The 13,014-nt window shown below is 67.9% G+C and carries 12 protein-coding genes and 2 tRNA genes; 4 read left to right on the top strand and 10 right to left on the bottom strand.

Going from position 1 to position 13,014, the window contains the following annotated elements; all coding sequences use genetic code 11:
• Positions 1 to 13: 13 nt before the first annotated feature.
• Positions 14 to 964: a DUF389 domain-containing protein gene (locus JWP54_RS02975; RefSeq protein ID WP_297367001.1), complete on the top strand. Its 951-nt coding sequence runs from the start codon at positions 14 to 16 to the stop codon at positions 962 to 964.
• Positions 965 to 1,086: 122 nt separating this feature from the next.
• Here the strand turns inward: JWP54_RS02975 and JWP54_RS02970 are convergent.
• From JWP54_RS02970 to serS, 5 genes are all read right to left on the bottom strand, one after another.
• Positions 1,087 to 1,177: transfer RNA gene (locus JWP54_RS02970), tRNA-Ser, on the bottom strand.
• Positions 1,178 to 1,271: 94 nt separating this feature from the next.
• On the bottom strand, positions 1,272 to 2,522 hold the full coding sequence (locus tag JWP54_RS02965; RefSeq protein ID WP_297366997.1) for an LCP family protein: 1,251 nt from the start codon (positions 2,520 to 2,522) through the stop codon (positions 1,272 to 1,274).
• A gap of 42 nt (positions 2,523 to 2,564) precedes the next feature.
• Positions 2,565 to 2,649, bottom strand: a tRNA-Ser gene (locus JWP54_RS02960).
• 131 nt (positions 2,650 to 2,780) lie between these two features.
• Positions 2,781 to 3,593, bottom strand: coding sequence for an HAD family hydrolase (locus tag JWP54_RS02955; RefSeq protein WP_297366994.1), 813 nt, complete (start codon positions 3,591 to 3,593; stop codon positions 2,781 to 2,783).
• Positions 3,590 to 4,855, bottom strand: coding sequence for a serine--tRNA ligase (gene serS / locus JWP54_RS02950; protein WP_297366991.1), 1,266 nt, complete (start codon positions 4,853 to 4,855; stop codon positions 3,590 to 3,592). Before serS ends, JWP54_RS02955 begins: the two co-directional genes overlap by 4 nt.
• Positions 4,856 to 4,903: 48 nt before the next feature.
• Here serS and JWP54_RS02945 point away from each other — a divergent pair, with 48 nt between their 5' ends.
• Entirely contained in the window at positions 4,904 to 5,929 is a 1,026-nt protein-coding gene (locus tag JWP54_RS02945) for a diacylglycerol kinase family protein (RefSeq protein WP_297366987.1), read from the top strand.
• 5 nt (positions 5,930 to 5,934) lie between these two features.
• Here JWP54_RS02945 and JWP54_RS02940 read toward each other — a convergent pair whose 3' ends face one another.
• Positions 5,935 to 6,450: a hypothetical protein gene (locus tag JWP54_RS02940; protein WP_297366984.1), complete on the bottom strand. Its 516-nt coding sequence runs from the start codon at positions 6,448 to 6,450 to the stop codon at positions 5,935 to 5,937.
• Complete coding sequence (gene pheA, locus JWP54_RS02935) at positions 6,447 to 7,394, bottom strand: prephenate dehydratase (protein WP_297366982.1); 948 nt, start codon at positions 7,392 to 7,394, stop codon at positions 6,447 to 6,449. The genes JWP54_RS02940 and pheA overlap by 4 nt, the downstream gene beginning before the upstream one ends.
• Before the next feature lie 36 nt (positions 7,395 to 7,430).
• On the opposite strand from pheA, the gene pgm reads away from it, so the two are divergent.
• Positions 7,431 to 9,047: a phosphoglucomutase (alpha-D-glucose-1,6-bisphosphate-dependent) gene (gene pgm / locus JWP54_RS02930; RefSeq protein ID WP_297366979.1), complete on the top strand. Its 1,617-nt coding sequence runs from the start codon at positions 7,431 to 7,433 to the stop codon at positions 9,045 to 9,047.
• Between the two features lie 82 nt (positions 9,048 to 9,129).
• Here pgm and JWP54_RS02925 read toward each other — a convergent pair whose 3' ends face one another.
• From JWP54_RS02925 to JWP54_RS02915, 3 genes are all read right to left on the bottom strand, one after another.
• Positions 9,130 to 9,795, bottom strand: a complete 666-nt coding sequence (locus tag JWP54_RS02925) for an amidase domain-containing protein (RefSeq protein WP_297366976.1) — start codon at positions 9,793 to 9,795, stop codon at positions 9,130 to 9,132.
• A 147-nt stretch (positions 9,796 to 9,942) separates the two neighbouring features.
• Positions 9,943 to 10,980, bottom strand: a complete 1,038-nt coding sequence (locus JWP54_RS02920; RefSeq protein WP_297366973.1) for an amidase domain-containing protein — start codon at positions 10,978 to 10,980, stop codon at positions 9,943 to 9,945.
• A gap of 196 nt (positions 10,981 to 11,176) precedes the next feature.
• The gene (locus tag JWP54_RS02915; RefSeq protein WP_297366970.1) at positions 11,177 to 12,028 is read right to left on the bottom strand and encodes a M15 family metallopeptidase; all 852 of its coding nucleotides are present in this window, start codon (positions 12,026 to 12,028) and stop codon (positions 11,177 to 11,179) included.
• Between the two features lie 64 nt (positions 12,029 to 12,092).
• Here JWP54_RS02915 and JWP54_RS02910 point away from each other — a divergent pair, with 64 nt between their 5' ends.
• Positions 12,093 to 12,788, top strand: a complete 696-nt coding sequence (locus JWP54_RS02910; RefSeq protein ID WP_297366968.1) for an NAD(P)H-binding protein — start codon at positions 12,093 to 12,095, stop codon at positions 12,786 to 12,788.
• The last annotated feature ends 226 nt before the right edge of the window (positions 12,789 to 13,014 follow it).

The following is a 13,014-nucleotide window of genomic DNA, read 5'->3' as shown; positions in this document are numbered from 1 at the left end:
ATAGATTCGCAGCGTGGCCGACCGGTTCAACACCTCAGCTGACATGCGCGACGCCGTCTTCTTCGACGGCTCGTCGTCTCACGCGCGTTACTCCAGGTTCTGGATGCTGCTGGTGCTTGCCTCGATCATCGCCTCGGCGGGCATCGTGGGCGACTCGACGGCCACCGTCATCGGCGCCATGATCGTGGCTCCCCTGATGACCCCGATCCTCGGGACCATGCCCGCGACGGTGCTGGGCGACAGGTCGAATCTCGTGAGGTCACTGCTGCTCGTGCTTGGCGGTGCCGCGGCGGCCGTGCTGATCGGTTTCGCGGTCGGGCTCCTCGTGCAGTCACCGGTGCTGGCCGGCACCAACGCCCAGGTGGCCGCCCGGGTGAGCCCGCGGCTGATCGACCTGCTGGCGGCGCTCGGCACCGGCGTGGTCGGCTCGGTCGCGCTGGTGCGCCGAGACATCTCCGATACGCTGCCCGGAGTCGCGATCGCGATCTCCCTCGTGCCGCCGCTCTGCGTGGCCGGCCTCGTGCTCGAATCGGGTTCGGTCGCCCAGTTCCTCGGCGCCCTGCTGTTGTTCGTCACCAATGTCGTCACGATCCTCGGCACCGGCATCGTGGTGAGGTCGGTCTACGGCGTGAGCCGGCTCATTCGCCGGCGAGCGCCGGGCGACCACAGCACACCGAGCCTGCTGGCCCCGGCGGCTCTGCTCGCCGGCATGCTGGTGCTCATCGGCATCCCGTCACCTTCACCAGCGTCACCGTCACCGCGCAGAGCAACCTGGAAGGCGCTGTGCACGCCGTGGGCCAGGACTGGGCCGCCGATGTGGGCTGGTCGGTCACGGGCGTATCGACGCAGGGCGCCGAGGTGCTCCTGCACGTGCAGGGCACCCCGCCGATCCCCGGCACCGCCGACCTGGAAACGGCACTGGCCGACGCCGGCATCGACCCCGACAGAGTCACCGTCGGCCTGACCCCGGTGAATATCGTCGAGCTCTCGACTGTGCCATGAGACGGCGAACGTACACGAGGGCGCCCCGACCGGGCATGGAAAAACCCGCCAGGTCGAGGTGACCTGGCGGGTTTTTTCGAAGTGCGGAGACGGAGGGATTTGAACCCTCGGTGCCCTGTGAAGGGCACTCCACCTTAGCAGGGTGGTGCACTAAGCCGGGCTATGCGACGTCTCCCGAGCGAGAGCTTTCGCAAACGCACATCCACCATACTAACCGCACCGCGGCATCCAATTGCACATCGGTCGATCGGATGCCACGGTGCGATCGCTTACTGGTTCTCCAGGGCCCGGCCGGCCGAGCAAGTGAGTTCTGAGGCGTCCTGACCGAAGACGTTCGACGACAGGGCCCCCTCAGTGGCGGCCGGGTCGACCGGTGCGGCGGGGTCGACGGGTGCGGCGGGGTCGACCGGCTCCTCGACGGGACCCACCGACGTGAAGTCGGCCTCACCGGGAGCAAGGGTCGGAGAGACATCGTTGTTGATGTCCTCGATGAGATCCGCAGCGGCGATCTCGTCCGGCGCGACTCCGCCGTCGACGTAATTGACCGGGTACTGCACGAAAACGACCTTCTCGAGCGGGATGTCCTTGAGGGCCATGGCGATGGACACCATGGTGTCCATGCTCTGCAGCGACGTGGACAGTTCCATGTTGTCGACGGCGGCCTTGGCGATGGAGTAGAGCTTGATCGGGTCGCTCAGCGTCTCAGCGCTCTTCAGGGTGCGCACGAGTGAGGACAGGAAGACCTGCTGGTTGCTGATACGGCCGAGGTCGCTGCCGTCGCCGACGCCATACCGGGTGCGCAGGAACTGCAACGCCTCAAGGCCCTTGAGTTCGTGTTCACCGGCCGCGAGGTCGAGGTCGGTGTGCTCGTCGACAATTGGTTCGGCGATGCAGACCGGCACGCCGCCGACGGCCTCGGACATCGCCGCGACGCCGTTGAACTGGATCAGGGAGGCGTACGGGATGGAGAGTCCGGTGAGCGCCTCGACCGTCGATACCGTGCAGGACAGGCCACCGTAGTTGAGCGTGGTGTTGATCTTCTGGCTACTCATGGCGGAGTAGGTCTCGCCCTCGGGGCCGGTGCATTCGGGAATGGCCACGAATGTGTCGCGGGGAAAGCTGATCACGGTGGCGCTGCTGTGGTCCTCCGCGATGTGCATGAGCATTGTCACGTCGTTGAGAACGGCGGTCTCCACCTCGGGGTCGCCGTAGCCGTCGCCCTGGCCGACCCGGCTGTCGCTGCCGACCAGCAGCAGGTTGGCGCCGCCATCGATCGAATCGATCTGCGGGATGGGACCGTCGGTTTCGTTGTCGAGGACCACGCCCTCCTTGATGCTCGAGGCGACGTTGAGGGTGGCGAGGGCCGCGACAGACACTCCACTGACCATGACCACGGCGAGGGCCGCGGCGAGCACCTTGGCGACGTTGGCGAATGCGTTGGAGCGCTTGAGCCGTCCGTGTCGGGCGATCGGGCTGATCTGCTTCGATCGTTTCGAGCGGGGGCGCAATTGGTCGCTCACGCAGATCCTTTCGTCGTTATGCAGATACAACGCCTCACGGCGCGGAGGGCGTGGGATTCGAACCCACGAGACATTTCTGCCCACCAGTTTTCAAGACTGGCTCCATCGGCCGCTCGGACAGCCCTCCCGTGTTCGATGCTGGGCCGCTTAGTGACAGGCGGGATCAAACTTCGAACTGCGCCCGATCTTAGCCGATCACGGAATGTGCAGCCTGACACTGTTATCTGGCAAGGTCCTGCATGGGGATCGGCGAGCGTGCTAGAGGCTGCTCAACACCACGGCGAGGCCATCGTCGTAGACACTCACGGTGAGTTCGCTGGCCGCTTCGAGCACGTCCTCAGGGGACTGGCCCATGGCGACGCCGCGCCCCTGAGCGCCCGCCCAGAGCAGCATGTCGATGTCGTTGCGGCCGTCGCCGACGGCCATCACCCGGCTGCGCGGGATGCCGAGTTCGGCCCGCACCCGCTCCATGGCGGTGGCCTTGTTCACGCCGTCGGGAGCGATGTCGAGCCAGGCGGTCCAGCCGATGGCGTAGCTGACCCGGTTGAGGCCCATCTGCTCGACGACCTCGAGGAAGTCGTCCATGTCGTGGTCGGGCGACACCACGACGACGCGGGTGGCGTCGCGGTTCAGCAGCTCGTCGAAGTCGACGTGCTCGCTGTCGATACCGATGGTGGCGTCCGGGAACGGTTCGGTGTATCGGTAGTAACCGTGCTCGTCTTCGACCGCGTAGCGGGCGTTGGTCAGGTGCGACCGGATGGAGAGCAGCACCTCGCTGGGGTTGAAGGTTTCGACCCATTCGCGCCGGTAGCCCATCGGCGCATCCGCGTCCCGGTGCAGGGTGATGGCGCCGTTGGAGCAGACGAGGAAGCGCGGCGTGATACCGAGCCGGTCGAGCACCGGCAGGGTGGCGGCGGCGCTTCGGCCGGTGGCGAGCATGATCTCGTGGCCGGCATCCGAGACTCGGTGGATTTGCCGGATGACGGCGTCACTGATGGTGCCGTCTTCGTGCAGGGTGGTGCCGTCGATGTCGAGGGCGATCAGCCAGGGAGCGTCGGTGAGGACGGTCATCGCAGCGGTGTGAGCACGTCGAGCCCGCCGAGGTACGGTCGCAGCGCCTCCGGCACGAGAACCGAGCCGTCCGCCTGCTGGTGCGTCTCCAGAATGGCGACGATCCAGCGAGTGGTGGCGAGGGTGCCGTTGAGGGTGGCGACCGGTGCCGTCTTTCCGGACTCCGTGCGGTAGCGGATGTCGAGGCGCCGCGCCTGGAACGTCGTGCAGTTACTGGTGCTGGTGAGCTCGCGGTAGGCGTTCTGGGTGGGCACCCAGGCCTCGATGTCGTACTTCCGGGCGGCACTGGAACCCAGATCCCCGGCGGCGACGTCGATCACGCGGTAACTCAGGCCGAGGGCCTGCAGCATGTTCTCCTGCAGCGCCACCAGGCGGTCGTGCTCGGCTTCGGCGTTCTCGGGCAGCACATAGGTGAACATCTCGAGCTTGTTGAACTGGTGCACCCGGATGATGCCGCGGGTGTCCCGGCCGCCCGAGCCCGCTTCGCGGCGGTAGCAGGTGGACCAGCCGGCGTAGCGCAGCGGCCCGTCGGTGAGGTCGAGGATCTCGTCGCTGTGATACCCGGCGAGGGCGACCTCGCTGGTGCCGGTGAGATAGAGGTCATCGGCGGGCAGGTGGTAGATCTCGTCGGCGTGTTCGCCGAGGAAGCCGGTACCGTCCATGATCTCCGGCCGCACCAGGGTGGGGGTGATCATGGGGATGAAGTCGGCCGCGAGGGCGTGGTCGAGTGCCATGTTCATCAGCGCGATCTCGAGCCTGGCGCCGATGCCGCGCAGGAAGTAGAACCGGGCGCCGGACACCTTGGCGCCGCGCGCCATGTCGATGGCGCCGAGCATCTCGCCCAGTTCGAGGTGGTCGCGGGCTTCGAAGTCGAAAGTGGGGATCGAACCGTGAGTGCGCAGGGTGGTGAAGTTGTCTTCGCCGCCGGCGGGCACGCCGGCGATGATCGGGTTCGCGAGACTGCGCATCACCGTGGTGAACCGGGCCTCGGCCTCCGCGGCGACGGCGCCGGCCGCCTTGACCTCGGCGGCGAGGGCCTGCGCCTGGGCGACGAGGGCCTTCTTCTCGGCGGGTGGGGCCTGAGCGACCGTCTTGCCGAAGGCGTTCTGCGACGCGCGCAGCGCTTCGAAGCTCGTGATGGCGGACCGACGCTCGGCGTCGGCGGCCAGCGCCGCGTCGACGGCGTCGACGGAATCGCCTCGCGCCTCCTGCGATCGCTTGACGAGGTCGGGATTTTCGCGTAGCAGCACCGGATCAATCACCCGGTTAGTCTACAAGCGCGCTCTGGCCTGCCTTGCTAGCCTGTGCGGGTGCAGCCCTCCTATTCGGCCCCCAGCGACGACACCCCAGCCGAGCGTCGGGCCGCGGTGGTCTACAACCCGGTGAAAACGGATGTCGCCCGGTTGAGCGCCGGCGTGATCGCCGCCGCTGCGGCGGCCGGCTGGGGCGAGACGCTCTGGTTCGAGACGTCGGTGGCGGACCCCGGGCAGCGGGTGACCCGCCGGGCCCTGCGCCACGGCGTCGACCTGGTGCTCGTGGCAGGCGGAGACGGGACCGTGCGCGCGGTGGCAGAATCCCTGCGAGGGGAGGAGGTGCCGCTGGGCGTGCTGCCGGTGGGCACCGGGAATCTGCTGGCCCGAAACCTGCAACTGCCCCTGAACAGCCTCGAGGACGCGATCGACATCGCCTTCACCGGCGACACCCGGGCGATCGACCTCGGCGTCGCGTCGGTGACCTACCCGGACGAGCGGATCGATGACCATGTCTTCCTGGTCATGGCCGGCCTCGGTCTGGACGCCCAGATGATCGCCACCACCCGTCCCGACCTGAAGAAGCAGGTGGGCTGGCTGGCATATGTGGATGCCGGGATGCGGGCCCTTCCCAAGGCGGAACCGTTCCGGATTCGCTACAACCTGGGCACCCGCAGCGAGCACCAGGCGCAGGTGAGCACCATCCTGATCGCCAATTGCGGCCTGCTGCCGGGCAACATCCAATTCCTGCCCGACGCCCTCATCGACGACGGAATCCTCGACATCGCGGTGCTGCAGCCCAAGGGCTTCCTCGGCTGGCTGAAGATCTGGCGACGGGTCACCTGGCAGAACGGCGTGCTGCGCCGCTCAGCGGTGGGCCGGCGCATCATCGAGTTCACCGAGGAAGACAACGAACGGTCGATGACCACCCTGCTGGGCACGGACATCCGGATCGTGCCGGAGAAGCCGCAGGAGTTCGAGCTGGACGGCGACGAGTTCGGGCTGGTGAAGAGCGTGTTCCTGCGGGCGGATGCCGGGGCGCTGCTGGTGCGGGTGCCGACCCGCCGGCCGGTGACGACGGGCTGATCCCGTCAGACCGTCGGCGCCGCGCGACGGCGCACCCGCCAGGCCGACGCATGCCAGAACAACAGGCCGGCGATGATGATCAGGCCCGATGTGAGCAGCGACGGCGACGCCATGTAACTCAGCTGCTGCAATTGCATCTCGAGGGGCACCTGGCCGGTTCCCGAGTACGACGCGTTGCTGAACATGCTCGACACGGCCTGCCACTGCAGCGTCAGCGCGCCGCCCAGGAGGAGCAGCCCGATCGCCCAGAGCAGGGCGATGAACGGGTTCCACCTGGATGGCTCGAGCTCGTCCTGGAACACTTCGGTGTCGAAGGCGAGGTCGTCGAACGAATTCGCTTCGACGTCCGGGTCGCCGTCAGCCGCGGCGATGGCGGGAGAGACCACCGGCGCCGCCGGGCCGCCGACGAGGCGCGGCCCGGCCGGAGCAGGTGCGCCGGCGCCGGGTGCGTAGCCACGCTGGAACCTGGCGTCGTGGCGCGGGTCGAAGGCCGGTGACTCGGTTCCCCCTGGCCCGGTCACGCCGTCGGCTCCCCCGACACCAGGCCGCGCAACCAGTCCCTGGCTTCGATGAAGACCTCGTCGTCATACCGGGAGGTGAACTCGTTGGGCTGCCGGTCGGCCCGGGGATACGAGCCGAGGAAGATCACCTTGGGGCTGAACCTTCGCAGGCCCAGCAACGCATCCGCGACGCGTTCGTCGGAGATGTGGCCGTCGGCGTCGATCACGAACCGGTAGCGGCCGAGGGCATCGCCGATCGGCCGGGACTGGATCAGGCTCAGGTTGACACCGCGGGTGGCGAACTGCTCGAGCAGTTCGAGCAGGGCGCCGGCGTGGTCTTCGGGCAGCTCCACGATCACGCTGGTCTTGTCGGCGCCGGTGGGCGCGGGGATGACCGTGGTGCGGCCCACCAGCACGAACCGGGTCACCGCGTTGGGGTTGTCGCCGATGTCGCGGGCCAGCACCGTGAGGTCGTGGTGCTTCTCGATGCCCGGCGGCGCCACCGCGGCATCCGCCGGGCCGCCCGGTTCGAACAGGGCGGCCGCGGCGGCGACGTTGCTGGAGGAGGGGATGTGGCCGTGCCGGGGCAGGGTGGTCTCGAGCCAGCTGCGGCACTGGGCATACGCCACCGGGTGCGCGTTGACGATTTTGACGTCGTCGAGGGTCGTGCCGGGCCGGGCGACGAGGACGAAGTTGACCGGCACCAGGTACTCGCCGATGATGCGCAGGTTCGGAACGCTCGCCAGCGCATCCTGGGTGGCACTGACCCCGCCGTCGACGGAGTTCTCAATCGCGATCATCGCGGCCACGCTGCGGCCGCTCACGACATCGGCGAACGCCTCGCCCACGTTGTTGACGGCCCGCCATGGCAGGCCCTGGGCCTCCGGCACCTGCGTGAGGGCGGCCTCCGTGAAGGTTCCCGCCGGGCCGAGGAAGCTGTAGTGCACATCGGGAGTCTCTGGCATGGCTCACAGCCTAGTTGGAGTGCAAGACTGGGGACCATGAGCGAACGAGCAGGCACCCCGGCCCAAAAATCCGATTTGATCGACGTTGAGGCCCTCATCAGGGCCTATTACGACCTCAAACCGGATGTCTCGGTGACCGCCCAGAAGGTCGTCTTCGGTACCTCAGGCCACCGCGGCAGCTCGTTGAACACCGCCTTCAACGAGAACCACATCCTGGCGACCACGCAGGCGATCGTGGAGTACCGCACCGGCCAGGGCATCACCGGTCCGCTGTTCATCGGCGCGGACACCCACGCGCTCAGCGCCCCGGCCACCACGAGCGCCCTCGAGGTGCTGGTCGGCAACGGTGTGCGCGTCCTGGTCGACGAGTTCGGCGACTTCGTGCCGACCCCGGCGCTGTCCCACGCGATCCTGGCCTACAACCGGGCCGGCAACGACGACCAGGCCGACGGCATCGTCGTCACCCCCAGCCACAACCCGCCCGCGGACGGCGGCTTCAAGTACAACCCGCCGCACGGCGGACCGGCCGACAGCGACGCCACTTCCTGGATCGCCAACCGCGCCAACGAGATCATCGCCGATGACATGCGCGCGGTCCTGGCGGCCGAGCCCAGCGCCGTGGAGACCTACGACTTCCGTGGCAATTACGTCGCCGACCTTGAGAACATCATCGACATGAAGGCCATCAAGGCCAGCGGCATCCGCATCGGCGCCGACCCGCTCGGTGGCGCGAGCGTGAACTACTGGGGCGCGATCCGCGACAGGTACGAGCTCAACCTCACCGTGGTGAACCCCCTGGTCGACCCCACCTGGGCCTTCATGACCCTGGACTGGGACGAGAAGATCCGGATGGATCCGTCCAGCCCGTCCGCGATGGCTTCGGTGCTGGCGCACAAGGACGACTACGACATCCTCACCGGCAACGACGCTGACGCCGACCGGCACGGCATCGTCACGCCCGACGCGGGCCTGATGAACCCGAACCATTTCCTGGCCGTGGCCATCGAGTACCTCTACAGCCACCGCGCCGGCTGGCGGGCGGATGCCGCGATCGGCAAGACCCTCGTCTCCTCCACCATGATCGACCGGGTCGCCGGGTTCCTCGGCCGTGAGCTGTGGGAGGTGCCCGTCGGTTTCAAATGGTTCGTGCCCGGGCTGATCGACGGCTCGGTCGCCTTCGGCGGCGAGGAGAGCGCCGGCGCCAGCTTCGTGCGGTTCGACGGCAGCGTCTGGACCACCGACAAGGACGGCATCCTACTGGCCCTGCTCGCGGCGGAGATCGTGGCCGTGACCGGCAAGTCACCCAGCGTGCGATATGCCGAACTGGCCGAGCACTTCGGGGCGCCGTCGTATGAGCGCATCGACGCCGTCGCCAGTCCCGCGCAGAAGGCGGCCCTCGGCAAGCTCGACGGTGCAGCCATCACGGCCACCGAGCTCGCCGGCGACAAGATCATCGGCGCGCTCAGCAACGCCCCCGGGAACGGTGCGGCGATCGGCGGAGTGAAGGTGTTCACCGAATACGCCTGGTTCGCTGCCCGCCCGAGCGGCACCGAGGACGTCTATAAGATTTACGCCGAATCGTTCAAGGGCCAAGAGCACCTCAAGCTCGTGCAGTCCGAGGCGAAGGCCATCGTCGACGCCGCGATCAGCTGACGCCCTACCCGCCAGCTGCGCGAAAATGCCCCTTCACGATCCGTGAAGGGGCATTTTGCCGCGTGTGGGTGGGCAGGCTGGGCTAGGGGATGCTCCAGTAGTAGGCGGTCCCGCCGGGGTGCTTCTCAGTGATCGCGTAGTCCACCGACCGGTAGTCGGTGTCGTCGGTGTGCCCGACGTAGAAGATCTCGATGTCGTCGCCGGTGCCTTCGATGCGCGAGACGATGGCGGTGTGGTCGCGGTCGCCGGAGTTGTCCCAGTCGAACTGGACGACGTCGCCGAGCTTCACCTGGTCGCGCTGGTCATCGGTCAGGGCGGTGGCCCGGCCGGAGTCTGCGACGTAGTTCATGAACGCCGTCGAACTCACCCACGGCGATGAGAAGTCGAAGTCCGACCCGGTGCCGGAGGCATACCAGGCCTCGTCCATAATCCAGCCGCGTTCGATCAAGGCCTGGCTGGTGAAATTGACGCAGTCGGTGCCGGTGACCACGCCGTACTCGTCGGTGTTGTAGTCGGTCCAGTACGCGAGCGCGTAGTTCAGCTGGGCTTGCACAGCGGGGTCCACGGCGACGGGTTCGGCCGTTGCCGCCGGTGTCTGGCGGGGTTCGGCCGTGGGTGTGGCGGAGGCCGTCGGCGTTGCGGTCGATGTTGCGGTGTTGGCGGACTCTGCGGTCGTGACCTGGTCCCCACCGGACGTGGCCAGGGCGACGGCGCCGACGACGATTCCGCCGAGAACGAGGGCGGCCACGCCGATCCGTGCTGGTCGAGCTACAGCCACAACAATTACCTCTATTCGGGGGGGGGACGAATTCTCAAGCAAACCACATCATGCCTCGAACAGTCTGGGACAGGCCGGTGAGCCACCCATCAGCTCAGGAAAGTTCTTCCGTCGGCCTCAGGCCACGCTCCAGTAGGTGACGCCGGCACCGGTCAGCTCCACCGATTCGTCGACCGAACGGTAATCGGTGTTGTTGGTGTGCCCCGCGTAGTAGATCTCGACACCGGTGGCCGTGCTCTCAACCCGGGTCACGATTCCGGTGTGGTCCTTGTCGCCGGAGTTGTCCCAGTCGAACTGGACGATGTCGCCGACCTTCACCTCGGCGCGCTGCGCGGAGGTGAGCGGGGTGGCCCGTTCCGGGTGAGCTGTCAGGTATGCGGCGAAAGCCGTCGAACTGGCCCAGGCGGTGCTGTACGTACCGGCGGTGAAGTTCCACTCCGCATCCATGGTCCAACCGCGGGCGATGAGCGACTGGCTGGTGAAGTTCACGCAGTCGTTGCCGGAGATCGACCCGTAGACATCCGAGTTGTAGTTCTGCCAGTGCGCCAGCACGTAGTCGATCTGCGCGGTGATCTTCGGGTCCGGGACGTAGGTGAAGGTGAGGGTCGGCGCCGCCGTTGCGGCGGTCACTGCCGGTACGGTGATGGCGGACTCTGCGGAGGGCTCGATGGCCCGGGCGATGGCGGCCGTCGCGGCGGCGCTGTTCGACGTGCCGTCCGCGGCTGTTCCCCCTGCCACGGTGACCGACGCACCGCTGCTGACGAAGAGGCTCACCGTCACCGGGCCGGTGGCCAGTCCGGCGGCGGCGGGGGCCTGCAAGGTCACGGCATCCGCGGTTGCCGAGACCACCTGCGCGGCGTTGTCGCCGAAGCTCGCCGCGGTGACGGCGGCCAGGTCGGTACCGGTGACGGTGACGACGGTGCCGCCGGTGACCGGACCGGCCGGGGAGCCGTCGGCAACGATGACGGCGCTGCGCACGATGGGCTGGGCCGGTTCCACGGTCGTCTGCATGGTGATGGTGTCGCTGGGCGTCGGTGTCGGCGTCGCGCTGGCGGTGGCCACACCTCCGCCGGCGGATGCCTGGACATCGGCACCGTCGACGGCGAGGCCTGCGACGATCGCGACCACTGTGCTGCCTGCGGTCAGGCTCGCCACGATCGCGATGTGGAGCCTGCGCTGGGTCCGTTTCCGCTGGCGGTTGAGCTGGCGTCTGGTGAATGCATGGGAAGCGGGAAGGGGAACGGGGCGCACAAAATCGTTTCTCGTCGGCGGGGTTGGAACCCGTTAGTCAACCATCCGCTCATGGCAAGGACCTGTACGGGGCCTGCGCAATCCATGCACGCGCATTGAGTCAGCCGTATGAGGGCGCGGCCGGCAGACCGAAGAACTCCTCGAGTGTGCTGACGCCGGTGTCGTGCATCTCGGTGGCCAGCGGGATCCCGATGTAGCGGAAGTGCCAGGGTTCGAACTCGTACCCGGTGATCTCGACTTTGTCGGCCGGATAGCGCAGCAGGAACCCGAACCGCCACGCGTTGACGGCCAGCCACTGCCCGTGCGGGGTGTCACCGAAGCAGGCGCTGAGGGAGCACTGGCCAGGCTGGGCACTGATGTCGATGGTGAGACCGGTCTGATGCTCGCTGGTACCGGGCCGGGCCGTGCTCAGGTCTGCCCCGGTCTGGCCGAGGGTGGCGATGTCACCGTTGTAGACCCGGGTCTGGGCTTCGAAGCTGCGGTACGCGCTCTGGGACTGCAGAGCCAGGCCGGTTTCGGCCGTGAAGGCGGCGAACAGCGCCACCACGGCGCCAGATGCCTCGTGCCGGAGAGCGGGCGGGTTGGCGAACGCCACCGGCACCTCGACGAGGTCGTTGGGGATGTAGTCGGTGGGGGTGAGCGGACGCAGCTTGTCGACGACCACCCAGATGCTGTTCGGGTCGTCGATCGAGTGCGCCTCACGATCGAAGGTGGGCGCCGGCGCGGCCACGGGCGTGGCCGAGGGTGAGGGACGCGGCGGCTCGGTCGCGGCGGTGGACGGTCCCGACGACGAGGTCCTGTGACCGGGTGCTGCGAGGGTGGCATCCCTCCCGGTCAGGCCGTGGATGGCGGCGGCGGCCAGGAGAACGATCACGAGCAGCCCGCCGGCGGCGACCAGGGCGCGCCGACGACGCACACGCGGCGACGCCCCCCGGCGCGATGGTTCTGACACGGTGCCGAGCCTATCCTGCGCCGGGGGAGGGAATTCCGTTGACGATCCACCTGTTGTCTTCGGTATGCGAATCGTTATAGCTGGTGGACATGGAAAAATTGCTCGATCTCTGACGCGGGCCCTGACCGGTGCCGGCCACACCGTCCTCGGGCTGATCCGTTCGGAGGAGCAGAGCGCCGACCTGCTGCTGGATGGGGCAGAGCCTGTGGTGCTCGACCTGGAGAGTAGTTCCGTCGACGCCCTCGCCGCGGTTTTGGCCGGCGCGGACGTCGCCGTCTTCGCGGCCGGCGCCGGAGCGGGTAGCGGCGATGCGCGCAAGGGCACCGTCGACCTCGGTGCATCGGTGCTGCTGGCGGATGCCGCCGAAGCCGCCGGAGTTCCCCGCTTCCTACAGATCTCGTCCACTGGTGCGGACCTCGTGCGCGACGGTGCTACTCCCGACGGAGTGCCAGCGGACTTCCTGGCCTACCTGCAGGCCAAGCTGGGAGCCGAGATCGACGTGGTGGACCGCGACCTCGCCTGGACCATTGTGCGCCCCGGCACCCTCACCGATGATGAGCCCACCGGTCTCGTGCGCCTCGAGCGCACCGGACCGGACGAAAGCGGTGCCGTGCACCCCGAGCCGCGCGGCAGCATCCCCCGCGCCGACGTGGCCGCGGTGCTGGCCGAACTCATCCGCACCGGAGCCGGCGCACGCACGACGCTGCACCTCATTTCCGGACCCGCGAGCGTGGCGGAAGCCGTCGAAATCTTCGCCTGACCGGGTTGCCGGCCCTCCTCCACAGGTGTGTCTTTCCGACCTTCTCCACCAGTGACTCATTGACATCGGTGATGTCGGTGCTGGGTGGTTCTCTGTCTCTATGGCCACCTCGAATGCCACTCCCGAAGACTCCCCCGACGACGCCGACGACAGTGTCGTCGACCCGGTCGCGGCGGCGATCAGCGCGGTCATCGATCCGCTGATCGAGAACGAGAAAGCCCTCGCC

This window comes from Cryobacterium sp., from assembly GCF_025463825.1.
Taxonomy (GTDB): domain Bacteria; phylum Actinomycetota; class Actinomycetes; order Actinomycetales; family Microbacteriaceae; genus Cryobacterium.
This window is presented reverse-complemented; position numbering and strand designations above follow the sequence as displayed.